This is a genomic window from Yimella lutea (assembly GCF_006715095.1).
Classification (GTDB): domain Bacteria; phylum Actinomycetota; class Actinomycetes; order Actinomycetales; family Dermatophilaceae; genus Yimella; species Yimella lutea.
Genome location: NZ_VFMO01000001.1, coordinates 2,309,200 through 2,332,701, shown reverse-complemented (window position 1 = coordinate 2,332,701; position 23,502 = coordinate 2,309,200). Strand labels below are relative to the sequence as shown.

General features: G+C 66.4%; 19 protein-coding genes. 13 read left to right on the top strand and 6 right to left on the bottom strand.

Translation table 11 applies throughout. The features are described 5' to 3' along the window. The first annotated feature begins 14 nt into the window (after positions 1 to 14). Both metH and FB459_RS11325 read left to right on the top strand, forming a co-directional pair. Complete coding sequence (metH, locus tag FB459_RS11330) at positions 15 to 3,830, top strand: methionine synthase (RefSeq protein ID WP_141928576.1); 3,816 nt, start codon at positions 15 to 17, stop codon at positions 3,828 to 3,830. Between the two features lie 5 nt (positions 3,831 to 3,835). Continuing rightward, entirely contained in the window at positions 3,836 to 4,495 is a 660-nt protein-coding gene (locus FB459_RS11325; RefSeq protein WP_141928575.1) for an HAD family hydrolase, read from the top strand. Here the strand turns inward: FB459_RS11325 and FB459_RS11320 are convergent. Both FB459_RS11320 and FB459_RS11315 read right to left on the bottom strand, forming a co-directional pair. Then, a complete protein-coding gene (locus tag FB459_RS11320; RefSeq protein ID WP_246092417.1) occupies positions 4,486 to 5,373 on the bottom strand; it encodes a RecB family exonuclease in 888 nt (295 codons plus the stop codon). The two genes, FB459_RS11325 and FB459_RS11320, sit on opposite strands and share 10 nt — an antisense overlap. A gap of 57 nt (positions 5,374 to 5,430) precedes the next feature. Continuing rightward, positions 5,431 to 7,056 (bottom strand): HNH endonuclease signature motif containing protein, encoded by a 1,626-nt coding sequence (locus FB459_RS11315; protein WP_141928574.1) that lies wholly within the window; start codon positions 7,054 to 7,056, stop codon positions 5,431 to 5,433. A 256-nt stretch (positions 7,057 to 7,312) separates the two neighbouring features. Between FB459_RS11315 and FB459_RS11310 the strand changes: the two genes are divergently transcribed. The 5 genes from FB459_RS11310 (at position 7,313) to FB459_RS11295 (ending at position 12,296) form a co-directional block, all read left to right on the top strand. Then, positions 7,313 to 8,443 carry a site-2 protease family protein gene (locus FB459_RS11310; protein WP_141928573.1) on the top strand — a complete coding sequence of 377 codons (1,131 nt, stop codon included), beginning with the start codon at positions 7,313 to 7,315 and terminating at the stop codon, positions 8,441 to 8,443. A 50-nt stretch (positions 8,444 to 8,493) separates the two neighbouring features. Then, positions 8,494 to 9,561 (top strand): tRNA (adenine-N1)-methyltransferase, encoded by a 1,068-nt coding sequence (locus tag FB459_RS11305; RefSeq protein ID WP_141928572.1) that lies wholly within the window; start codon positions 8,494 to 8,496, stop codon positions 9,559 to 9,561. 162 nt (positions 9,562 to 9,723) lie between these two features. Next, positions 9,724 to 11,328, top strand: coding sequence for a proteasome ATPase (gene arc / locus FB459_RS11300; RefSeq protein WP_246092557.1), 1,605 nt, complete (start codon positions 9,724 to 9,726; stop codon positions 11,326 to 11,328). A gap of 33 nt (positions 11,329 to 11,361) precedes the next feature. Further along, positions 11,362 to 11,517 (top strand): hypothetical protein, encoded by a 156-nt coding sequence (locus tag FB459_RS17350; protein WP_170221886.1) that lies wholly within the window; start codon positions 11,362 to 11,364, stop codon positions 11,515 to 11,517. 113 nt (positions 11,518 to 11,630) lie between these two features. Next, positions 11,631 to 12,296 (top strand): cobalamin B12-binding domain-containing protein, encoded by a 666-nt coding sequence (locus FB459_RS11295; RefSeq protein ID WP_141928570.1) that lies wholly within the window; start codon positions 11,631 to 11,633, stop codon positions 12,294 to 12,296. Here FB459_RS11295 and FB459_RS11290 read toward each other — a convergent pair. Next, positions 12,283 to 12,669, bottom strand: coding sequence for a DUF3054 domain-containing protein (locus FB459_RS11290; RefSeq protein WP_141928569.1), 387 nt, complete (start codon positions 12,667 to 12,669; stop codon positions 12,283 to 12,285). The two genes, FB459_RS11295 and FB459_RS11290, sit on opposite strands and share 14 nt — an antisense overlap. Next, positions 12,666 to 13,631, bottom strand: a complete 966-nt coding sequence (locus FB459_RS11285) for an alpha/beta hydrolase (protein ID WP_141928568.1) — start codon at positions 13,629 to 13,631, stop codon at positions 12,666 to 12,668. Before FB459_RS11285 ends, FB459_RS11290 begins: the two co-directional genes overlap by 4 nt. Before the next feature lie 69 nt (positions 13,632 to 13,700). On the opposite strand from FB459_RS11285, the gene dop reads away from it, so the two are divergent. Further along, on the top strand, positions 13,701 to 15,203 hold the full coding sequence (dop, locus tag FB459_RS11280; protein ID WP_141928567.1) for a depupylase/deamidase Dop: 1,503 nt from the start codon (positions 13,701 to 13,703) through the stop codon (positions 15,201 to 15,203). Positions 15,204 to 15,212: 9 nt separating this feature from the next. Here the strand turns inward: dop and FB459_RS11275 are convergent, their stop codons facing one another. Further along, complete coding sequence (locus FB459_RS11275) at positions 15,213 to 16,433, bottom strand: CapA family protein (protein WP_141928566.1); 1,221 nt, start codon at positions 16,431 to 16,433, stop codon at positions 15,213 to 15,215. 91 nt (positions 16,434 to 16,524) lie between these two features. Here FB459_RS11275 and FB459_RS11270 point away from each other — a divergent pair, with 91 nt between their 5' ends. From FB459_RS11270 to FB459_RS11245, 5 genes are all read left to right on the top strand, one after another. Further along, positions 16,525 to 16,713 carry a ubiquitin-like protein Pup gene (locus tag FB459_RS11270; RefSeq protein ID WP_129626828.1) on the top strand — a complete coding sequence of 63 codons (189 nt, stop codon included), beginning with the start codon at positions 16,525 to 16,527 and terminating at the stop codon, positions 16,711 to 16,713. Then, complete coding sequence (prcB, locus tag FB459_RS11265) at positions 16,710 to 17,531, top strand: proteasome subunit beta (RefSeq protein WP_141928564.1); 822 nt, start codon at positions 16,710 to 16,712, stop codon at positions 17,529 to 17,531. The genes FB459_RS11270 and prcB overlap by 4 nt, the downstream gene beginning before the upstream one ends. Then, positions 17,528 to 18,229, top strand: coding sequence for a proteasome subunit alpha (prcA, locus tag FB459_RS11260; protein ID WP_141928563.1), 702 nt, complete (start codon positions 17,528 to 17,530; stop codon positions 18,227 to 18,229). The genes prcB and prcA overlap by 4 nt, the downstream gene beginning before the upstream one ends. 261 nt (positions 18,230 to 18,490) lie before the next feature. Beyond that, the gene (locus FB459_RS11250) at positions 18,491 to 20,404 is read left to right on the top strand and encodes an ABC transporter ATP-binding protein (RefSeq protein WP_246092416.1); all 1,914 of its coding nucleotides are present in this window, start codon (positions 18,491 to 18,493) and stop codon (positions 20,402 to 20,404) included. A gap of 77 nt (positions 20,405 to 20,481) precedes the next feature. Then, positions 20,482 to 22,269, top strand: a complete 1,788-nt coding sequence (locus FB459_RS11245) for an ABC transporter ATP-binding protein (RefSeq protein WP_141929515.1) — start codon at positions 20,482 to 20,484, stop codon at positions 22,267 to 22,269. A gap of 181 nt (positions 22,270 to 22,450) precedes the next feature. Here the strand turns inward: FB459_RS11245 and FB459_RS11240 are convergent, their stop codons facing one another. Further along, positions 22,451 to 23,455 carry an NAD-dependent epimerase/dehydratase family protein gene (locus tag FB459_RS11240; RefSeq protein ID WP_141928560.1) on the bottom strand — a complete coding sequence of 335 codons (1,005 nt, stop codon included), beginning with the start codon at positions 23,453 to 23,455 and terminating at the stop codon, positions 22,451 to 22,453. Between the last annotated feature and the right edge of the window lie 47 nt (positions 23,456 to 23,502).

The following is a 23,502-nucleotide window of genomic DNA, read 5'->3' as shown; positions in this document are numbered from 1 at the left end:
AGGGAACACCAACAGTGAGCAGCCGCTCCGACTCCCGCTCCGAGACTTTCGAGCGCGACACGACCCACCAGCGTCCAGACGCCACCGCCGAACTCACCGAAGCGCTCAATTCCCGCGTGATGATCCTCGACGGATCGATGGGTGTCTTCATTCAACGGCACAAACTGTCGGAGGACGAGTTCCGCGGCGAGCGATTCGCCGACTGGGAGCGTGACGTCAAGGGCAACAACGACCTGCTCTCGATCACCAAGCCCGAGTTGATCGCCGACATCCACCGCGCTTACCTCGACGCCGGCGCCGACATCATCGAGACGAACACGTTCTCGGCACAACGGATCTCGATGGCCGACTACGGCATGGAGGATCTCTCCTACGAGTTGAACTTCGTCTCTGCCGCGCTCGCCCGCGCGGAGTGCGACAAGGCCGCGACCGATGACAAACCGCGCTATGTCGCCGGTGCACTCGGCCCGACCAACCGGACGGCGTCCATCTCTCCTGAGGTCAATGACCCGGGTGCCCGCAACATCACCTACCAGGAACTCGTCGACGCTTACCTGGAACAGGCGCAGGGCCTGATCGACGGCGGCTCGGACCTGCTGCTGGTCGAGACGATCTTCGACACCCTCAACGCCAAGGCGGCGATCTTCGCCCTGGAAACCCTGTTCGAGCAGGAGGGACGCCGGTGGCCGGTGATCATCTCCGGCACGATCACGGACGCGTCCGGTCGCACGCTGTCCGGTCAGGTCACCGAGGCCTTCTGGAACAGCGTCCGCCACGCCAAGCCGCTCGCTGTCGGGTTCAACTGTGCGCTCGGCGCCGCCGACATGCGCCCGTACGTCGCGGAACTGTCGAAGGTCGCGGACGCGTTCGTCTCGGTCTACCCGAACGCCGGCCTGCCCAACGCCTTCGGTGAGTACGACGAGACTCCTCAGGAGATGGCGGACGTCGTCGGCGGCTTCGCCCAGGACGGACTGGTCAACATCCTCGGCGGCTGCTGCGGCACCACGCCCGAGCACATCAGCGAGATCGCCGACCGGGTCGAGGGCGTGTCCCCGCGCGAAGTACCGAGCATCGCCCCCGCGCTGCGGCTGTCCGGTCTCGAACCGCTCAACGTGGTCGAGGACTCCCTGTTCGTCAACGTCGGCGAGCGCACCAACATCACCGGTTCGGCGCGTTTCCGCAAGTTGATCAAGGACGGCGACTACCCGACCGCACTGAACGTGGCGCGGCAGCAGGTCGAGGCCGGCGCACAGGTCATCGACATCAACATGGACGAAGGCATGATCGACGGCATCGAGGCGATGGATCGCTTCTGCAAGCTGATCGCCTCCGAGCCCGACATCAGCCGCGTCCCGGTGATGATCGACTCGTCCAAGTGGAGCGTCATCGAGGCCGGTCTGCGCTGCGTACAGGGCAAGCCCATCGTCAACTCGATCTCGATGAAGGAGGGCCTGGAACCGTTCATCGAACAGGCCCGCCTGTGCCGTAAGTACGGCGCCGCCGTGGTGGTCATGGCCTTCGACGAGGAGGGACAAGCCGACACCATCGAGCGTCGCAAGGAGATCTGTTCCAAGGCGTACGAGATCCTCACGCAGGAGATCGGTTTCCCGGCCGAGGACATCATCTTCGACCCGAACATCTTCGCGGTCGCGACGGGTATCGAGGAGCACTCCAACTATGGCGTCGACTTCATCGAGGCCACCCGTTGGATCAAGCAGAACTTGCCCGGAGCCCTGGTCTCCGGCGGTGTCTCGAACGTCTCGTTCAGCTTCCGCGGCAACAACCCGGTGCGCGAGGCGATCCACGCGGTGTTCCTGTACCACGCCATCGAAGCGGGCATGGACATGGGAATCGTCAACGCCGGCGCACTGGTCGTCTACGACCAGATCGATCCCGAACTCAAGGAGCGCATCGAGGACGTCGTGCTCAACCGACGTCCCGACTCCACGGAGCGGCTGCTGGAGATCGCGGCCGAGCACAACAAGGAAGCCGGCCCGGTCGACAACAGCGCGGCCCTCGAGTGGCGTAATCTTCCTGTACGCGAACGCATCACGCACGCGTTGGTGAAGGGCATGGACGAGTATGTCGTCGCCGACACCGAGGAGATGCGGGTCGAGCTCGCCGAGGCGGGGGAGCGGCCACTGGCCGTCATCGAGGGCCCGCTGATGGACGGCATGGGCGTCGTCGGAGACCTCTTCGGTGCCGGCAAGATGTTCCTGCCGCAGGTCGTGAAGTCGGCTCGCGTGATGAAAAAGGCTGTCGCACACCTGATTCCGTACATCGAGGCGGAGAAGAAGCCGGGCGACGCGGTGCGCGCCAAGGGCAAGATCGTCATGGCGACGGTCAAGGGCGATGTGCACGACATCGGCAAGAACATCGTCGGTGTGGTGCTGCAGTGCAACAACTACGACGTCGTCGACCTCGGCGTGATGGTGCCCACCGCCAAGATCCTGGAGACCGCGAAGGCGGAGAACGCCGACATCATCGGCCTGTCGGGTCTGATCACTCCCTCGCTGGACGAGATGGTCGGTGTCGCGCAGGAGATGGAGCGACAGGGGTTCGACATCCCGCTGTTGCTCGGCGGCGCGACCACGTCCAAGGCACACACCGCCGTCCGCGTGACCTCGAAGTACCACGGACCGGTCGTGTGGGTGAAGGACGCCTCGCGTTCGGTGCCGACGGCGTCCGCGCTGCTGTCCGACACTCGCAAGCAACCTTTCCTGGACGAGGTCGAGCGTGATTACGAGTCGATCCGGCAGCGCCACGCCGCGAAGAAGAACGACCGCCCGCTGATCTCCTACGAGCAGGCGATGGCCAAGCGTCCCCCGATCGACTGGTCGAACTACCAGCCGCAGCGTCCGCACATGTTGCTGCAGCAGGACGAGAACACCGGTAACGACCAGGTGCACGGGCAGATCCGCAGCTGGACCAAGGTGGTGCGCAACTACCCGATCGCCACGCTGCGCAAGTACATCGACTGGCAGCCGTTCTTCAACGCCTGGGAGATGAAGGGACGCTTCCCCGACATCCTCAACAACCCGGCGACGGGGGAGACCGCGCGCAAGCTGTACGACGAGGCGAACGCGATGCTCGACAAGATCGCGGCCGAGAACTGGCTCGAGGCGTCCGGCGTCGTCGGGTTCTTCCCGGCCAACTCCGTCGGCGACTCCATCGAGGTCTACACCGACGAGTCGCGCGGTGAGATCCGCACGATGCTGCACCACCTGCGCCAGCAGGGGCAGCACCGTGAAGGTGTCGCGAACAAGTCCCTGGCCGACTACATCGCCCCGAAGGACTCCGGCCTGCGCGACTACATCGGCGGTTTCGCGGTCACCGCGGGCCTGGGTGCAGGCGACAAGATCAAGGAGTTCAAGGACGCGATCGACGACTACAGCGCGATCCTGCTGGAATCGGTCGCCGACCGCCTGGCCGAGGCCTTCGCCGAGCGGATGCATGAGGTCGTGCGTCACGAACTGTGGGGTTACGCCGCCGACGAGACGCTCTCGAATGAGGACCTGATCGCCGAGAGGTACCGCGGCATCCGTCCTGCCCCCGGCTACCCCGCCTGCCCCGACCACACCGAGAAGCGCACCCTCTGGGAACTGCTCGACGTGAAGAACCAGACCGGCATCGAACTCACCGAGTCGATGGCCATGTGGCCGGGCGCGTCCGTCTCGGGCTGGTACTTCTCCCACCCCGATTCGCAGTACTTCGTGGTCGGACGCATCAACCGCGACCAGGTGGAGTCGTATGCGCAGCGCAAGGGCTGGACGCTGAAGCAGGCCGAGAAGTGGCTCTCGCCCAACCTCGGCTACGAACCGGAGGACTGATCGTGATGGCAGAGATGCCGGAAGCGATTCTGTGGGACATGGACGGCACGCTGGTCGACACCGAGCCGTACTGGATGAACGCCGAGCGTGAACTTGTCGCCTCGTTCGGTGGTGTGTGGACTGATGAGTTGGCGCACCAACTCGTCGGTAACCCGCTCGTGGTGTCGGCACAGATGATCAGGGAGAAATCGCCGGTGACACTGCCCGACGAGGAGATCGTCGACACCCTCCTGGAGTCGGTGATCAGGCAGATGCACGAGCACATCCCGTGGCGTCCCGGTGCCGCTGAGTTGCTGAAAGAGGCTGTGGCACAGGGGATTCCCAATGCCTTGGTGACGATGTCGTACGAGTCCTTCGCGCGGGTGATGGTGGACGAACTGCCCACGGGCACGTTCGGTGCGGTCGTCACTGGGGACGTGGTCGAGCACGGCAAGCCGCATCCGCAGCCCTACCTTGTCGCCGCCGAGGCACTCGGGGTCGATCCCAGCCACTGTCTGGCGGTGGAGGATTCGCCGACCGGTGCGCGCTCGGCTGTCGCCGCCGGAGCCCGGACGATCGCGGTGCCGCACATCGTCGACGTGCCGGACGAGGTCGGTGCGGTGAAGGTCGCGACGCTGGCCGGGGAGACCATCGAGTCATTGTGGAGCCGCACGACTCAGTCCTGACCTACCTCCGGCTCACCGGCATACGCGGGATCAACTGCGCGTTCCGCTGCGAGTGCAGGCAGCGGTGGCACCGTGCCGCCGAACTGCGGACACAACGCCTGATGGCTGCACCAGGAGCACAGGCGTGAACGGGACGGACGCCAGTCGCCGGTGCTCGCCGACCGCGCGATGGCGTCCCAGAGCGCCTTGATCTTGCGTTCGGTCGCCAGCAGTTCGCGCTCGTCGGGGGAGTAGCGGACGATCTCCCCGTTGCCGAGGTAGACCAGTTGCAGCAGGCGGGGGATCTCGCCCCGGGTGCGCCATAGCACCAAGGCGTAGAACTTCATCTGGAACAGCGCCTTGGCTTCGAACAGTGCGGACGGCGAGCGGCCGGTCTTGTAGTCGACCACCCGCATCTCACCCGTCGGTGCGACGTCGAGGCGGTCGACGTAGCCGCGCAGGGTGAGCCCGTCGACCTCGGCTTCGACGTAGAGCTCCCGCTCGGCCGGTTCGAGACGGGTCGGATCCTCGAGCGCGAACCACTTCGCGACCAGCGTGCGGGCCGGACGCAGCCAGTCGCCGAGCTCACCGTCGACCAGGGACGCGAGTTCCGGCTCGCTCTCGACGAGCGCCTCCCACTGCGGTGCGAGCAGCGAGTGGGCATGCTCAAGCGTGCGATCAGCTGCCTCGACATCGAAGAGTCGCTCCAACACGGCGTGGACGAGGGTGCCGCGAGCGGCCGCGGCGGACGGTGGTTCGGGCAGCCGGTCGATGACGCGGAAGCGGTACAGCAGCGGACATTGCATGTAGTCGGCCGCGCGGCTCGGCGAGATCGCTCGTTTCACACGTGTCACCGGATGGTCGCCGATCCTTGAAACAGTCATCATGCCGTCCTGCATGGGTCTGACCCTAGACAGCCCCACCGACACTCAGTCCCGGCTCCGACAGAATGGGGCCTACGAGGCGTCGTGCACGGAGTCGGGGTAGGTGACGTAGGTGCGCCCGGTGAGTGAGGTCCAGGTGCAGACTCCGTCGTCGCTCATGTGGTAGTCCCAGTGCTTCTTGGTCTTCGTGTCGTGGTGGTGTCGGCAGAGTGCGGCGAGGTTGTGCCCGGCGGTGGGTCCCTGGGGCCATTCGATGACGTGGTCGATGTCGCATCTGATGGCGGTCCTGGTGCACATGGGGAACCGGCAGGTTTTGTCGCGTTGTTGCACGAACTCCCTCATCCGCGGCGTGGGCTCGTACGCGGTTGTCGAGGTCTCGCAGGTGACTCCGGTGTCGGCGTCGACCAGTGCTCGGGTCAGGCGGCATCCGAACTGGTCGATCAACGCTTCGAGGACTTCGGGTGGGATGAACCCGATCCCTGCGATCCGTGCCCACCCTGTCGTGTAGCAACGGTCCGATTCGCGTGCTGTTGAGCCGGATTCGGGGCCACCAGTGTCGGCGGCCTGCTTGGAGTCATCAGGACCTCGCGGGGAGGACGCGGACTGCCCCGGTGGTGGTGCACCATCATCCGAGGAGGCGCCGGGCTGGTGTGCGGGGTCGTCGGTGGCGCGTCGGGCCGCGGTCGCAGCCTGTTGCTCCTCACGAACGACAGGGACCTGGATGACGACCTGGTAGCTGACGTCAGCACCTTGGGTGACGAGGTCGTGCAACGCGCCCAGGCGCAGTTGTCCGAGTGTCGGCTTCGATTCATCGGGGTCGTCACCCTCGGGCGGGTTCTTGGCGCGTTGATCAGCGAGTTGGTCGACGGCTCCGTAGATGCGGGCGATCTGGTCGGCCGGTCCGACGGCGCACAGCTCGGCCATCCCGGCAATGTCGGAGGGGCGAACCCAGACACCGGTGGCTTCTTTGGCTTCTTTGACCCGCGCCTTCTTCGCAGCCTCGGCCTCCCATTGGGTCACCAAAGCGCGCGCGGCGGTCTTCACCTTCAGGTAACCCCAGCTGTTGAAGCCTTTGGTGTCGAGCAGGTGCTGCTCGACCCGGTGAGAGGTTTCGGGTGAAGCGTTCACCAACTCCGAGGCAACGAGGCTGACCTTCCAGAAGGGAATCTCCCCTTCCACCGCCGCAGCCAGCAACCCGGGCGTTTTGGTGCACGTATCGATCGAGTTGCTCATCTTGCTTGACGCAGTGCGGGGATTCATCTGACAGGCAGCCGCCAGGTCGGTGTCGGCGAACGGCGCCTGGTGACCGAGCGGGTGTTCGACCTTCGCAGTGACACCGGTGTCGGCGTCGACGGGTTCTTCGTCGATCGCGGCGTACCGAGCCATGGCCATCGCCTGCACGGCCTGTGAGGTGGATGCCAACTGGGTGGAGCCTTTGATGGCTTCCTCCAACAGCCGCATGTCATCGACATCGACAGGGCGAGCGGTGGCGCTGGACCCGGTGTTGAGCACGGCGTCTGATTCGAGCCGGTGAAACGCTTCCCGGGAGATCCGGTTTGCGAACGTCAGCATCTCCGCGGGTGACCCCAAAGCGTTCAGAAGCTGGTTCAACAAACGCTGCTTCGGGTCCGAAAATGATTGCAGCAGAACGAATTCCACCGGTGATACCGGTTCGTAGAACTCGTAGCTGATGCTCATGAAGAAACTCTAGGCGGGACCACCGACAACCTCCGTCGGCGAATTCGTGCCGTGCCTCGATCGACCAACAGGAGGTTTCCGAAAGCGAGGCCGCCGTTGTGTCGCGTCCCGGTGGTTTCGGCACCGATGCCCTCGTTCCTCGGGCGTCGGGCTCAACCAGCGACGTCGGTCAGGCTCAACCCAGCGACGTAGGTCAGGCTCGACCGTCGCGCAACTGGATTCGGAGGCGCACAGGGCCGACGGATAACCTTCGCCCATGACGCAGACCCCGCAGCCGGCCCCCGGTCTCAAGATCGGATCGCTGCGCGGAGTGCCGGTGTTCATCGGACGCAGTTGGGTGCTCATCGCGGTCGTCATCGTGTTCACCTTCGGTCCACAGGTGCGGCGGGCACTGCCCGAACTCGGGACCACCGCCTACGTCGTCGCCTTCGCGTACGTCGTCGGTCTGCTCATCTCTGTCCTCGTCCACGAGGCTGCGCACGCGTTGGCGGGACAATGGCGCGGGTTCGAGGTGCACCAGATCGTCGCCGACCTCTGGGGTGGCCATACCTCCTTCACCAAGGAAGGCCGCACCGCCGGCAGCAGCGCGATTGTCGCGGCAGTAGGCCCGCTGTCCAATGCGCTGCTCGCACTCATCGGATTCGGTGTACTGCAACTCGATCTGCCGGATGTCGCCCGCCTGCTGGTCGTCGCGTTCACCTGGGCGAACGGCCTGGTGGCGGCGTTCAATCTCCTGCCCGGCTTCCCCCTCGATGGCGGCCACCTGGTCGAAGCGGGTGTGTGGGCCGCCACCGGCAACCGAAACAAGGGGACGGTCGTCGCCGGCTGGTGCGGACGTCTGGTGACGCTGGCCGTCATCGCGGTCCTCATCGTCTGGCCCATGGTGCAGGGCCGTCCGTTGTCCCTCATCGGCACGATCTGGATCGCGCTCATCGCGTCCTTCATGTGGTTTGGGGCGTCCGCGGCGATCAACCGGGGCAACGTCAGCAGCCAGCTCGGGTCGGTCGCGCTGCGCGACATCCTGCGTCCGTTGTCGGCGGCCCCGTACGACATCTCGGTCGAGCACCTGCCGCCGTACGACACCGTCCTGATGGCGCCGAACGGTGAGCCCGAGGGCTTCGTCCCGGCCGGGAGCGCGATGATGGTGCCGCTCGACCAACGAGCGGCCACCCCGGCTTCCGCGCTGATGCTCAAACCGTCCGGACCCTGGGTGGTACGCCTGGAACACGACGAGGACGCCGAACACGACCTCTCCAAGCTGGTCGACAACGCCGCGAGGCACGGCGAAGTCGCCGAGCGCACCGTCGTGCTGGCACCGGACGGACGCCCGGTGGGCTGGATCGAGCGCGACGAACTCATCGCTGCGGTGCGCTCCGCCGTCCGCTGACCCGTTCGCCGGTTCGGAGCACCAGCCGGTGCGACCTAGACTTGCGCCTCATGACCGACGCCCCTGAAAGCAGCACCGACAGCGTCCCGGCGACCACGGACGGCCCGCTCGGTGCCGACCTGCGCCGCGGACCCTTCACCGAGGGCGAACGCGTCCAACTCACCGATCCGAAGGGTCGGATGCACACGATCACGCTCGGCACGGGCAAGCAGTTCCACACCCACCGTGGGTACCTCGCGCACGACGATCTGATCGGCCGCCCGGACGGCACCACAATCACCAACACCGCCGGCGTCGAGTACCTCGCGTTGCGGCCGCTACTGCCTGACTTCGTGCTGTCGATGCCTCGCGGCGCCGCCGTCGTCTACCCCAAGGACGCCGGTCAGATCGTCACCATGGGTGACATCTTCCCCGGCGCGACGGTCGTCGAGGCAGGTGTCGGCTCGGGTGCGCTGTCGATGTCGTTGCTGCGCGCGGTCGGCGACCAGGGACGTCTGTACTCCTTCGAGCGGCGCGATGACTTCGCGCAGATCGCGAAGGGCAACGTCAATTCCTTCTTCGGTGCCCCGCATCCCGGGTGGTCGGTCACCGTCGGCGACCTGGTCGACGCACTCCCGCAGACCGTCGAGAACGGCACCGTCGACCGCGTGGTGCTCGACATGCTCGCGCCGTGGGACTGCCTCGGCGTGGTCGGCGATGCCTTGGCGCCGGGTGGTCTGCTCATCTGCTACGTCGCGACCGCGACGCAGTTGTCCCGCACGGCCGAGGCGATGCGCGACCACAGCGGTTTCACCGAGCCGCAAGCGTGGGAGTCGCTCGTTCGCGGCTGGCACCTCGAAGGTCTCGCGGTGCGTCCGGAGCACCGGATGCACGGCCACACCGGCTTCCTCATCTCCACCCGCCGCCTCGCTCCGGGGGTCACCCCGCCGGTGCGCAAGCGTCGCCCGAGCAAGGGTGCCGCGGACGGTTACGACGAGGCCGACGTCCAGGCCGTCATGCCGTCGGGCGAGTGGAGCCCGGAAGACGTGGGGGAGCGGCCGGTCTCGGACAAGAAGGTCCGCAAGCTGGCGCGTTCATTCAGTGAGCAGCAATCGGACCAGGAGCGTCCCGGCGGTTAGGGTCGAAGCCGGAGCCGTCTGTCGAAGGAGAGTGACGTGGCCGACCAACGCCCCACCGGTCAGAACCCGCAGTACGACGAGGTGCAGAGTCTGCGCGCCGAGGTCGAGGCCCTGCGGACGCGCGTCACCAACCCGACCCAGCGGCTCGATCTCGAACAGACGATCCGCCAGCTGCAGTCGGCACAGGCGACTTTGTCGACACAGAACGAGCGGCTGGTGCGCACCCTAAAGGACGCGCGCGAACAGATCGTGTCGCTCAAGGGTGAGATCGACCGCCTCGCCCAACCGCCGGCCTCCTTCGGCGTGGTGCTCGAACGATCCGACGACACCGTCGACATCCTGACCTCCGGGCGCAAGATGCGCGTCTCGGTCAGCCCGACCATCGAGCAGACCGACCTGGTCCCGGGACGCGAGGTCGTCCTCAACGAAGCCCTCAACGTGGTCAAGACGCTGGGCTACGAGAACGTCGGCGAACTCGTCCAGTGCAAGGAGTTCCTCGGCGAGGACCGCGTGCTCGTCGTGCTGCACGGCGACGAGGAGCGGGTGTGCCGGGTGGCGACTGCGCTCAAGGACGAACGCATCCGGGTGGGTGACTCGCTGCTGCTGGACGCACGCACGAACTTCGTCTTCGAACGCATCCCCAAGGCCGAGGTGGCCGACCTGGTGTTGGAGGAGGTGCCCGACATCCAGTACGAGGACATCGGTGGGCTCACCGGCCAGATCGGGCAGATCCGGGACGCGGTCGAGTTGCCTTATCTGCACGCTGACCTGTTCCGTGAGCACGCGCTCCGTCCGCCCAAGGGCGTGCTGCTGTACGGCCCTCCCGGCTGTGGAAAGACGATGATCGCCAAGGCGGTCGCGGCGTCGCTGGCGCGCAAGGTGGCCGAGAAGACCGGTCAGGACCAGACCAAGAGCTACTTCCTGAACATCAAGGGCCCGGAACTGCTCAACAAGTACGTCGGTGAGACCGAGCGGCACATCCGGCTGATCTTCCAGCGCGCCCGCGAGGCGTCCTCGGACGGCACGCCCGTGGTGGTGTTCTTCGACGAGATGGAGTCGCTGTTCCGTACCCGCGGTTCGGGCGTGAGCTCCGACGTCGAGACAACCGTCGTGCCGCAGCTGCTCGCCGAGATCGACGGCGTGGAGAAACTCGAGAACGTCATCGTCATCGGTGCCTCCAACCGTGAGGACATGATCGACCCGGCCATCCTGCGTCCCGGACGTCTGGACGTGAAGATCAAGATCGAACGGCCGGACGCCCAGAGCGCCCACGAGATCTTCGGCAAATACCTCACCGCGACGCTGCCGCTGCACCCCGACGACGTGGCCGAGCACGGTGGTGACAAGCAGGCCGCGGTCGAGGCGATGATCCAGGCGACCGTTGAGCGGATGTACGCCGAGGTCGATGAGAACCGCTTCCTTGAGGTCACCTACGCCAGCGGCGACAAGGAGGTCCTGTACTTCAAGGACTTCAACTCCGGCGCGATGGTGCAGAACATCGTCGACCGGGCCAAGAAGATGGCGATCAAGGATCAGTTGACCACCGGGGTCAAGGGCATCCGGGTCGAGCACCTGTTGCAGAGCTGCGTCGTGGAGTTCAAGGAGAACGAAGACCTGCCCAACACCACCAACCCGGACGACTGGGCGCGCATCTCGGGCAAGAAGGGGGAACGGATCACCTACATCCGCACTCTGATCGACGGCAAGACCGGCGGCGGATCCGCCAAGACGATCGATTCGGTCGCCACCACCGGCCAGTACCTCTGAGGACGCCGGCAGTCGAACAAGTACGGAGATCGCGTGAATCACGGCGACCAGCACCACCAGGAACAAGCGTTCATCGACGGACAACCGTTGTCTGCCAAGGGCAACGGAGTTGTGCACCCGGGGGCTCAGGCGCTGCGGATCATGGCGTTCTCGCTCTGTGCCGGGTCTGTCTGCTCTGTTTGCCACTGAGGCGCGAGGTTCGTAATCAGTCGGCCTGCGGGACGTCTCTGTGAAAAGATAGTTCGGCAGAGAACTCACGTGCCTGCCTCGGCTGGTACGCCGACGCGAGAGTGGTGCCCTTCTTGATCGAACAGACGAACTCACGGGTGGATCGGATGACCGACCCGCAGCGAGACGTCTTCGACGCGGTCATGGGCCTGGACGCCGCCCGGATGCGCGGGCACATCGTCGATTTTCAGAGTGCGCGCGGCAATGACGCGGTGGTCGCGGAATTGCTCGTCCCTGTCCTGGGGATCATCGGGGAGATGTGGGAGAACGGCACGCTCAGCGTGGCCCACGAGCACCACGGGTCACAGATCATCCGCAATGTCATCGGGGAGTTCCGGCGCAAGGGCAGTGGCCCCGTCCACGGCAAGATCGTGCTCGCCTGTCCGCCCGGGGAACTGCATGACCTTCCGGCGCACCTGTTCGGGCTCATGCTGCGCGACCGCGGTTGGCAGCCCGTCGTCCTGGGTGCGGACACGCCGTGGACCGCGATCCTGGCCGCCGTGCGAGCGGTCTGCGCGGACGCCTGCATCCTCACCGGCACTCGCCCCGGCCCGTTGCTGATGCACAGCGACCGCCTGCGCGAACTGAGCACCGTCACCAAGGTCTTCATCGGCGGCGGAGCGGTGAACGGACCGGCCGTGCGCGGAGTGACCCCGTTGCCTCTCGACTGGCCCGCCGCTGCGGACGTCGTTGCCGGAGCGTTGAAGACGCGTCAAAACCGGAGCGTCAGCCCCGCCTGAGCACCAGCGTCCGGATGAGGCGCCAGCCGATCAGTCCGGCGCCGACGAACAGCGTCGCGACGATGACGAAAGCAAGCGCCGTACCGTCGCCCATGATCCGCCGCAACAGCATGCCGATCGCGATCGCGCAGACCCAGATCGCAACACCGGCCGGGACATGCACTGGCACGCGGCGGTCCCAGTTGTAGTACGCGACCACCCAGCCGGCGACCATGCCGAGCAGGAATGGCCACGCCGTATCCAGCACTCCCACAACAGGATTCGCCTCACCGTGGGTCCGGCGTCCGGTGGCCGCGAAGACCGTCACGACGACGACGTCGAGTGCGAGCAGGTACCAGCGCGGCCTGCTGTGGCCGGCCACCTCGGCACTCATCGCACCCACCAGTCGTTCAGCTGGTCGGCAATCTCCATCCGTGCCTGGTGGCCGCAGCTGGTCGCGCCGGGCATGTTGAGGAAGCCATGCGGGACGCCGTAGTACCGGGTGAGACGCACCCGGACCCCGGCGCGTTCGAGCATCCGGGCGAAATCGATCCCTTCCTGGGCCAGCGGGTCACGGTCCGCCGTCTGCACCAGAGCAGGCGCCAGACCACGCAGGTCGGCACGCGCCGGCGACAAGGTGGGGTCGGTGTCCCGCAGACCGGTGCCCTCGAGGTACAGCTCCTTGTAGCGGTCCATGTCGCCCCCGGTCAGTGCGGGCGCTCGGCGCATCTCGTGCACGATGGACAGGTCGGTCGCCGGGTAGATCAGCACTTGTCCCAGCAGTTCGCGGTTGTGGTCGCGGGCGTGGATCGCGACGAGCGCCGAGAGGTTACCGCCGGCGCTGTCACCGCCGACGACGACGCGCGGCTCATCCGTGCCGCACTCGGCCGGACCGTGCGACAACCAGTCGAAGACGTCCAGCGAATCGTGCAGTCCCGCAGGCGCTTTGTGCTCCGGAGCCTTGCGGTAGTCCGGTGCGAGCACGGTGCAGTCGGCCCGGTCGGTGAGCATTGACAGCATCGAGTCGTAGTCCCGCGGACGCCCGCGTACCCACCCACCGCCGTGGATGTACAGCAGCACGCGGTCGGTGTGGCGGCGGGTGCGGTAGCGGCGCACGGTGATGTCGTGCCCGTCGCGTCCGGCCATGCTGAATTCGTCGATCGACACGCCCTTGGTCACCGAGCCGATGATGAGGGAGGCGGGGAACTTCGGCGCGGGGGAGAGGGCTCGGGAAGCTGCGATCTGTTCCAGGCTCATCTCCGACAAGGTGGTGCGCTGCAGGCGCGCCAAGCTGAAGCACAGGGCACGGGTACGCAACGGCATGCCGGCGGTGTCGGACCAGGTCGTTCGGGACATGGCAGCAGTATCGCTGCCGGGCACGGACACCACGGGGTGCGACACAGCCCCGGCTCATAGGCTGGGCCCATGAGCGTGCGCCGGGTGATGGGTATCGAGACCGAGTACGGCATCTCGCAACCGGGGGATCCGTCCGTGAATCCGATGCTGATGTCCGGGCGGGTCGTCACCGCGTACGCCCGATCGATGGGACTCCGCTCGGGACAGACGGGCTGGGACTACGCCGACGAGGCGCCGTTGCAGGACGCCCGCGGGTTCGCGATGGACCGCGAGTTCGCCGATCCGAGTCAGCTCACCGACGAGGAAGATCCGACGATGGCGAACGTCGTGCTGACCAACGGTGCACGCTTGTACGTCGACCATGCCCACCCGGAATACAGCTCGCCGGAGGTCACCGGGCCACGGGACGCGGTCATCTGGGACCGCGCCGGCGAACTCGTGATGCGCGAGGCGGCCAGGCTGCTGAACCAGCCTGGCATGCCGCCGCTCAACCTCTACAAGAACAACACCGACGGCAAGGGCGCGTCCTACGGAACGCACGAGAACTACCTGATGCGGCGCCTGACACCCTTCGCCGACATCGTCAGTGGCCTCATCCCGTTCTTCGTCTCACGTCAGGTCGTCTGTGGTTCGGGCAAGGTCGGAATCGGCACCGAATCACAGCGTGCCGGATTCCAGTTGTCGCAGCGGGCCGACTTCTTCGAGACCGAGGTCGGCCTGGAGACGACGCTGAAACGTCCGATCATCAACACCCGTGACGAGCCGCACGCGGTCACCGAGAAGTACCGCCGGTTGCACGTCATCATCGGCGACGCCAACCACTGCGATGTCGCGAACTTTCTCAAGCTCGGCACGACCAGCCTGGTGCTCGGGGTGATCGAAGCCGGGGCGGTCACGCAGAATCTCGCCCTGCAGGAGCCGGTCGCCGCGCTGCAGGCGATCTCGCACGACCCGACGCTGCGCACCTCGGTGCGGTTGGAGGACGGCCGCGAACTCACCGCACTGCAGATCCAGTACGCCTACCTGCAGATGGTGCGTGACTGGTTGGGCAGCGGCGACCTCGACAGCGAGACCGTGGAGGTGCTCGACCGGTGGCAGCAGGTGCTCGACAAGCTCGCCGACGACCCGATGTCGGCGGCCCGCGAGGTTGACTGGGTTGCGAAACTTCAACTGCTGCAGGGGTATCGGAACCGCGGGCTGGAATGGAGTGACCCGAAGATGCGTGCGATCGACATTCAGTGGAGTGACGTACGGGCCGACAAGGGCATCTTCCACAAGCTCGCCGCGAGCGGCCGGTTCGACGAACTCGTCTCGGCGGCGGACGTCGAGGCGGCGGTGAGCAACCCGCCGACCGACACCCGTGCCTACTTCCGCGGACGTGCCGTCCGTCAGTTCGGCGAGAACATCGCCGCAGCCTCGTGGGACTCGGTCATCTTCGACGTCCCTGAGCGACGCACGATGCAGCGGGTGCCGATGCTCGAACCCTTGCGCGGCACCGAGCAACATGTCGGCGCACTGTTCGACAGGGCCGGCAGCGCGGACGAACTGCTGCGGACGCTGCTCACCGACTGACGGCGCGCTTCAACTCGCGGGCGACAGATTGCACGAGTTGCCCGGCCCCTTGATCAGGCTGCTGGTGCGCTCGTAGGACACCTTGTTGGAGTCCGCGGTGACCAGGCGAACGAAGTAGCCGGCCGTACGGGCGACCCGGGTGGGTTGGAAGACGGCCTTGGGCTGTGTCCACCTGCCGTCGTCACCGCGCTCGAAACTGACCTTGACCATGACGCCGTCCTGGGTGGCGTCCGGGAAGCCCCAGTTCACGCCCTGGTCGGAGATCTGGTTGCCGAGGCCGAAATAGACCATCTTCCCGTTGACCCGCTCGCACTTCTGGACGACGTGGGCGTGGTTTCCGATGATCGTGTCCACCGAACCCGACTGCATGAGCTCGTTCGCGGTCTCGACCATGGCCGGTGTGGGGGCGTGATCGTTCGCGTTGCCCCAGTGCATCGAGACGAGCACGATCTGAGCACCGGACTTCCGTGCGGCGACGGCGTCGGCGATGATCCCGCTCGCCTTCTTGCGTTTCCACATCGCCTCCTTCATCCAGATCGCCTCATCCGGAACCCACAGGTCGCTGCCGCCGGCGAAGTTGTCGAGGGTGTAGCTGTAGGCGAGGTGGGCGACCTTGACGCCCTTGACGTCGTACATGGCCGGCTGACCCGGTGTGTTCGCGTCCGGCCCGGGCCCGGCGGCCTTCAGACCGTGGTCCGCCATCACCTTTCGTGTATCGGCGAGACCCTTCACCCCGGCATCGAAGGTGTGGTTGTTCGCGGTGCTGCAGCCGTCGTAGCCCATCCACGCCATCGCTTCGGCGAACTCGCGAGGACCGTTGTGCCGCAACCCCTTCGTGAGGTTGGTGTTGTCAGGCGACAGCGCGGCCTCCATGTTGCAGATGGCGAGGTCGGCGGACTCGGTGAACGGCTTGGCATCGGCCATCAGAGCCTTGAAGTTGTAACCGCCGTCCTTGCTCTGCGCCTTGGCGGCCTTGATGGGATCTTCCTGGGGGATGTCGTCGCCGCTGAAGGCGATCGTGAGGCGGTCGGCCCCGGTCTGCGCGGTCTCGCCATCACTCCCGGGGCTTCCTGAACTACCGGAACGTGCGCTGGAGCCATCACTTCGGCTCCCGCCGTCTCCTGAGGTTCCGGAATCGGAACCACCCAGGGCGCAACCGCCGAGCATCACCGACGCGGCGAATGCCGCGGCGACCGTCACACGCGCCCTCTTCATACCCCTTGTACGCATGTGCGACACAGTAACCGCGGACTACCGGGCCGCCTCGCCGCCACGCGGTTAGGGTGGACGTAGTTCAGTACGCGCGATGAAAGACGGTGTCATGGCACAGGAACGCATCAACCCCCAGCGCCGCGACGGCGACCCGGCGCAGGAGACGCCGCCACCCGCACCCGCTGCACCGCAGGTTCAGACCGGCGACATCGACAGTGTCCTCGACGAGATCGACGGCGTGCTCGAGGCGAACTCAGAAGAGTTCGTGCGCGGGTTCGTCCAGAAGGGCGGCCAGTGACCGCGGACCCGAGCGGACGACTGCCGGCCGCGTACTTCGCCCCGGGATCCTCGTCGTTCACCGAGTTCCTGCAGGCCTACGCCCCGACGCTGATGCCCGACTCGACCCATGCGCCCTCGAGTGTGCAGGTGGACGCTCCGCACGGCACGACGATCGTCTCGCTCAGCTACAACGGTGGCGTGCTGGTCGCCGGTGACCGGCGCGCCACGATGGGCAACCTCATCGCCAGCCACACCATGAAGAAGGTCTTCCTCACCGACGACTACTCGTCGGTGGGCATCGCCGGCACCGCCGGTGTCGCGATCGAGATGGTGCGCCTGTTCCAGGTCGAACTCGAACACTACGAGAAGATCGAGGGAGACCGACTTTCGTTGCAGGGCAAGGCGAATCGGCTCGCCTCGATGATTCGCGGCAACCTCGGCATGGCGATCCAGGGGCTGGCGGTCGTACCGCTGTTCGCCGGGTTCGATCTCGACACCGGCAAGGGCCGCATGTTCAGTTACGACGTCACCGGCGGTTGCTACGAGGAGCACCAGTACCACTCGGTCGGCTCGGGGTCGTTGTTCGCCCGCGGCGCTCTGAAGAAGCTCTGGCGCTCGGGGATGAGTCAGGACGACGCCGTGCGGGTGATCGTCGAGGCGCTGTACGACGCCGCCGACGACGACTCCGCAACCGGTGGTCCCGACCCCGGCCGGCGCATCTGGCCCAACGTCGCGATCCTCGACGCCGAGGGCTCGCGGTTCGTCACCGATGTCGAGATCGAGGCGGTCGTGGAGACCGTCGTCCGTGCCCGCAGGGAAGGGGAGGCGCACCGATGAGCATGCCGTTCTACGTCTCGCCCGAACAACTGATGAAGGATCGGGCCGACTACGCGCGCAAGGGAATTGCTCGTGGGCGCGCGGTGGTCGTGCTCGCTTATGAAGGCGGCATCGCGTTCGTCGCCGAGAACCCCAGCCGGGCACTGCACAAGATCTCCGAGATCTACGACCGGATCGCCTTCGCGGCGGTCGGCAAGTACAACGAGTTCGAGAACCTACGGGTGGCCGGGGTCCGGTATGCCGATCTGCGCGGGTACTCCTACGACCGTTCCGACGTCACCGCCCGAGGCCTGGCCAACGCGTACGCGCAGACGCTCGGCACGGTGTTCACCCAGGAGTCGAAGCCGTACGAGGTGGAGATCGTAGTCGCGCAGATCGGCGCGACGGCAGACGACGACCAGATCTACCGCCTGATGTACGACGGGTCCGTCGCGGACGAGCACGGGTACGTCGCGATGGGCGGCGGCGCAGATCGGATCTCCGCAGGACTGGAGCAGGAATGGCGTCCCGACCTCGACCTCGGCGGCGCGCTGCAGTTGGCGGTGCGGTTGCTCGGTGTCGATGCCGAAGGTAATTCGCGAGAACTCACCGCCGACCAGCTCGAGGTGGCGGTGCTCGACCGCAGCCGCGAGCGTCGTACCTTCCGGCGGCTGCCCGTACCTCTGCTGCAGACACTGCTGAGCGCCCAGGCCGACTGATGCTGCGCGCCGGTGTCGTTCGTCCGGACAAGGACGGGGTCACGCCGCTGCAACACGCGAAGATCAAGGGCTGCGACGAGATGGTGAAGATCCTTTCCGTCGCTTCGTGACGCCCGAAGCCTGTGCACGATCCGTGGGTTGTCGATGCCGGCTGACATACTGCGGAACCGGCGCACAGTTCGGCGCCTAATGATTTTGGAGGGGGCGCGTCAGCTCTTGGCGGTCGAAGCACGCAGGACCACAGGTCGTTCGACGGAATCGGTGACGGACGCCGGCGAACTCCTCAGCGAACCCAGCATCTCCCCGCCCGGGCGCCCCGGTCTGCGGGGCAACGCGCTGGTCCGCTTGTTGCCGTACCTGCGCCCGTACCGCACCCGGATGATCGTCATGTTCATCGTCGCGCTGGCCTCCATCGGCAGCACGATCGCGATCCCGCTGATGACGCGGGCGGTGATCGACGGCCCGGTCGCGCACAACGACGAGCGCGGTCTGTGGATCCTCGGCGGCAGCGCTCTCCTTCTCGGTGTCGCCGAAGCGGCGCTGTGGATGATCCGCCGGTGGCTGGTGCAGACCGCGAGCACCGGTGTCGAGAACGACATCCGCCAGCAACTGCACGCGCGCCTGCAGGTGCTGCCGATGAGCTTCCACGGCAGCTGGCAGTCGGGCCAATTGCTCTCCCGGGTGATGAACGACCTCGGCATGATGCGTCGCTTCATCGGCTTCGGGTCGGTCCTGTTGATTCTCAACGTGATTCAGGTCGTGGTCGTCACGGCGATCCTGCTCGGGATGTACTGGCCGCTCGGTCTGGTGGTGCTGATCTCGATCGGGCCGGTGGTCGGCGCGAACCTGCACTACGAGCGCCAGTTCAGCAAGGCCTCCCGTGCCGCTCAGGACCAGACCGGCAACGTCGCCACACAGGTCGAGGAGGCAGCGCTCGGCCTTCGCGTCGTCAAGTCGTTCGGACGCGAGCAGTACGTGTTCGACCGATTCGACACCCAGGCGACCGAACTTCGTGAGATCCAGTTGCGCAAGGTCAAGATCATGTCGCGGTTCTGGACGCTGCTCGAAGTCATCCCGACCGCCACGCTGGTGATCGTGCTCGCGATGGGCGCCCATGCCGTCGGCAACGGCGACATCACGCTCGGCACACTCGTCGCCTTCATCACCTTCATGCTCAACCTGGTCTGGCCGATCGCCGCCCTCGGCTTCCTGCTGTCCATGCTGTCCATGCTGCAGGAGACCGTGACCGCGGCAGACCGTGTCGCCGAGATCTTCGACACGCCACGCACCGTCGAGAGCGGCACGAGCGACACCCGCATCACCGGCGGCCGGCTCGAACTGCGCGATGCAGGGTTCCGGTTCCCCGACAGTGACGAATGGGTGCTGCGTCATCTGAACCTGGTGGTCGAGCCGGGGGAGACGGTCGCCCTTGTCGGCGCGACCGGCTCGGGCAAGTCGGTGTTCACCGGACTGATCCCGCGCCTGCGCGACGTCACCGAAGGCGCCGTGTTGATCGACGGCGTCGACGTACGCGAGCTTCCGTTGCCGGTGCTGCGCAAGGTGGTTGCGACGGCATTCGAGGATCCCACGCTGTTCTCGATGTCGGTCCGCGAGAACCTCACGCTCGGCAACCCGGACGCGACGCCACAACAGATCGACGCAGCGATCCAGGTCGCTCAGGCGGAGTTCGTGCGAGACCTTCCGTTCGGCCTCGACACCCGCATCGGCGAGCAGGGGATGAGCCTGTCCGGTGGGCAGCGGCAACGGCTCTCGCTCGCCCGTGCGGTGCTGGCCGATCCGCGCATCCTCGTGCTCGACGACACGCTGTCCGCGCTCGACGTGCACACCGAGGCGTTGGTCGAGGAAGCCTTGCGCCACGTGCTCGCCGACGCGACCGGAATCGTTGTCGCACACCGTGCCTCGACCGTCCTGCTCGCCGACAAGGTGGCGTTGCTCGATCACGGCACGATCACCCATGTCGGATCTCATACCGAGTTGTTGGCGACCGTCCCGCAGTACCGCTACCTACTGGCGGCGGACGACGAACTCGATCCCGATCTCGAGCACGACGAACCCTGGCAGACCGATGAACGACGTGAGGCGCGCGACGAGGTGGTCCTCGTCGGCCGAAGCCGTGACGTCGAATCCGACGACGATCGCGAGGGACGCCGATGAGCACCGACACCGACCAGAAATCAGCCGGCACCACACCCGAATCGATCGAACAGGAAGCTGCCGCCTGGCGTGGTCGGATGGCAGAACAACAGCAGGACGACGTCGAGAAGAACGCCGAACGCGGTCAAGCGAAGGCGCTGCTGTGGGACCTGCTTCGTCCGTACCGCCGCCTCGTCGCGGTGCTCGGCGTCGCCGTCGTCATCGAGAATGCAGCACGCCTCGCCGTGCCGCGTCTGGTGCAGATCGGTGTCGACGACGCAGTGCCGCCGCTGCAGCGCTCCGGCGACTCCAGCGTGCTCACCCAGGTCGTCATCGCCCTGCTGATCGCACTGGTTCTCCAGGGCTGCTTCCGGATGTTGTTCATCCTGCAGTCCGGGCGCATCGGCCAGAACGTGCTGCTCGAACTACGCCGCCGCGTCTTCAAGCACTTCGGCAAGCTCGACGTGTCCTTCCACGACCGGTACACCTCCGGCCGGGTGGTCAGTCGCTCGACCAGTGACGTCGAAGCCATCCAGGAGATGCTGGAGAACGGCTTCGACGGCCTCATCACCGCAGTCCTCACCCTGGTTGGCACCTCGATCCTGCTGGTCACCCTCGATCTGCGCCTGGGCCTGGTGTGCCTGATCAGTTTCCCGTTCCTGATCGCGCTGTCACTGTGGTTCCGCCGCGAGTCGGCGAAGGCGTACCGACTGGTGCGTGAGATCTCGGCGCTGGTCATCGTGCAGTTCGTGGAGTCGATGACCGGCATCAAGGCCGTCCAGGCCTACCGTCGCGAACCCCGCAACCAGCAGATCTTCGGTGACCTCGCCGACCGCTATCGCGACATCAACATCCGCACCATGCGCCTGATCGCCATCTTCATGCCCGGCGTGAAGCTGATCGGCAACCTCACGACGGGCGTGGTGCTGCTGTACGGCGGCTACCTGGCGATGCACGGCGAGATCACCATCGGCGTGCTGACCGCGTTCCTGCTCTACCTGCGGATGTTCTTCGAGCCGATGCAGGAGATCACGCAGTTCTACAACACCTTCCAGTCCGCGACCTCCGCGCTGGAGAAGCTCGCGGTGGTGCTCGACGAGAAGCCGGCGATCGCAGACCCGGAGCAGCCGACCGAGCTCACCGACGTCCGTGGCGAGGTGGAGTTCGACGACGTCCACTTCTCCTACGTCGAGGGACGACCGGTGCTTCCCGGGCTCGACCTGCGCGTCCCGGCCGGACAGACCGTCGCGTTGGTCGGTACGACCGGTGCGGGAAAGACCACGATCGCCAAGCTCATCGCCCGGTACCACGACCCCGATTCCGGACGCGTCCTGCTCGACGGCCACGACCTGCGCGATCTGTTGCAGACCGACCTGCGCCGTCATGTCGTAATGGTGACCCAGGAGAACTTCATGTTCGAGGGCACCGTGGCCGACAACATCCGCTTCGGACGTCCGGACGCGACCGACGAACAGGTGCGCGAAGCGGCCGCAGCCGTCGGCGCCGACACCTTCGTGGACGCCTTGCCCGATGGCTTCGCCACCGATGTCGCCAAGCGCGGCGGACGACTGTCGGCCGGCCAGCGGCAGCTCATCGCGTTCGCGCGAGCGTTCCTCGCCGACCCCGACGTGCTGATCCTGGACGAGGCCACCTCTTCGCTCGACATCCCCAGCGAACGGCTGGTGCAGCAGGCATTGCAGACGATCCTGGCCGGCCGGACCGCGCTGATCATCGCCCACCGACTCTCCACGGTCGAGGTGGCCGACCGGGTAGTCGTTCTCGAACACGGGCAGGTACTGGAGGACGGTCCGCCACGCGACCTCATCACCCGTGAAGGCGGCCGGTACGCGTCCCTGCATCAGGCCTGGATCGACTCGCTCGCCTGACGCTGCCGCCCGACGACGGTTTCGGCCGGGAGTGCGACGGTTCCGTACTCGCGGCGCGGAATCCAGCACGGAGCGGAGCGAGCGCGTGAGCGTCGGGACGAACGGCGGCGGGACGGACAAGGACTGATCCGCGTCTGAGTGGATTGCCCGGCAGCGCGTAGCTGCCGGGCCGTTGGCGCGTTCAGCGTTCGCGCAGCCGGGTGGTGATCAGATCGGCTTCGTCGGTGGGGGAGAGACCCGCATTCCTGGGCCGGCCCGGACCCGCTCGTAGTTCCCAGGCGAGGGTGTCGGTGAAGGTGTCGGCCAGCGGCCGCACCTCCAGACCCACCTGCCGGGCCGCGCCGGCGTCGACGCTCATCATGCCGGCGAGTTCGGGCCAGGGCACCCACAGCGGTAACGAGCGCTCACCCATCCACGGGGAAACTGCGTGCGCCTGCAGCCAATCCGGCGGCACCGCAACGAGATCCGCAGTGTGTCCGGCGACCCGACGAGCGGTCGCGAGCATGGCGTGCAGCGGGACGGACGGTCCGGTCGCGTTGAAGACACCGGTCGTGCCGTCCTGCGCACAGCACACCAGCCACTTCGCCAGGTCGCGAACGTCGATCAGTTGCACCTTCGCGTCCGGTACGTGGGGGACGAGCACCTTGTCGTCCGGGCGGGACGGATGGGCAAAACGCAGCGACCAGTAGCCGGTGCGGTCGGTGGTGTCCTCCGGTCCGGCCAGCAGACCGGCCCGGGCGATGAGGTGCGCTTTCGGGAAGGCCTGTGCGACAAGGCGTTCGCAGGTCACCTTGCCCGCACCGTACTGCTCGGGCGTCCAGTCGTCACCGTGCCACGCCTCGAGCACGGCGGCACTTTCGTCAGCGCCGATGGCGTCGGGACCGACCCGCTCGTAGACGTTGATGGTGGAGACGAACAGCCATCGATAGGCACGGCCGCTGAGCGCGTCCAACGCTGTGCGGACATGCAGCGGGTCGCGGGCCACATCGATCACCGCGTCGAACTCGCCGATGAGGCCGTTGTATCCGTCCGGTGTGCTCCGCTCGCCCCGGACGAGTTCGGCCCCGTGGACCACCGACCCGCTCGCGCCACGGGCGAGACAGACCACCTCATGACCGGCGTCGAGTGCAGCCCTCGCGGTTGCTCGTCCGAGGAAGGCCGTACCGCCGAGGATGAGGAGTCGCATGACCCCATGTCAGCAGGCTTTCGTCCCACTGACCAGGATGTTTCGCT

Bases quoted from the DNA above. Each gene is read 5' to 3' on its own strand.
- dop (WP_141928567.1), top strand. From the start codon at position 13,701: ATGAGCGTGCGCCGGGTGATGGGTATCGAGACCGAGTACGGCATCTCG.
- FB459_RS11325 (WP_141928575.1), top strand. From the start codon at position 3,836: ATGGCAGAGATGCCGGAAGCGATTCTGTGGGACATGGACGGCACGCTG.
- FB459_RS11320 (WP_246092417.1), bottom strand. From the start codon at position 5,373: ATGCAGGACGGCATGATGACTGTTTCAAGGATCGGCGACCATCCGGTG.
- FB459_RS11305 (WP_141928572.1), top strand. From the start codon at position 8,494: ATGACCGACGCCCCTGAAAGCAGCACCGACAGCGTCCCGGCGACCACG.
- prcA (WP_141928563.1), top strand. From the start codon at position 17,528: ATGAGCATGCCGTTCTACGTCTCGCCCGAACAACTGATGAAGGATCGG.
- FB459_RS11310 (WP_141928573.1), top strand. From the start codon at position 7,313: ATGACGCAGACCCCGCAGCCGGCCCCCGGTCTCAAGATCGGATCGCTG.
- FB459_RS11245 (WP_141929515.1), top strand. From the start codon at position 20,482: ATGGCAGAACAACAGCAGGACGACGTCGAGAAGAACGCCGAACGCGGT.
- FB459_RS11315 (WP_141928574.1), bottom strand. From the start codon at position 7,056: ATGAGCATCAGCTACGAGTTCTACGAACCGGTATCACCGGTGGAATTC.
- FB459_RS11240 (WP_141928560.1), bottom strand. From the start codon at position 23,455: ATGCGACTCCTCATCCTCGGCGGTACGGCCTTCCTCGGACGAGCAACC.
- FB459_RS11285 (WP_141928568.1), bottom strand. From the start codon at position 13,631: ATGTCCCGAACGACCTGGTCCGACACCGCCGGCATGCCGTTGCGTACC.
- FB459_RS11270 (WP_129626828.1), top strand. From the start codon at position 16,525: ATGGCACAGGAACGCATCAACCCCCAGCGCCGCGACGGCGACCCGGCG.
- FB459_RS11290 (WP_141928569.1), bottom strand. From the start codon at position 12,669: ATGAGTGCCGAGGTGGCCGGCCACAGCAGGCCGCGCTGGTACCTGCTC.
- FB459_RS11275 (WP_141928566.1), bottom strand. From the start codon at position 16,433: ATGCGTACAAGGGGTATGAAGAGGGCGCGTGTGACGGTCGCCGCGGCA.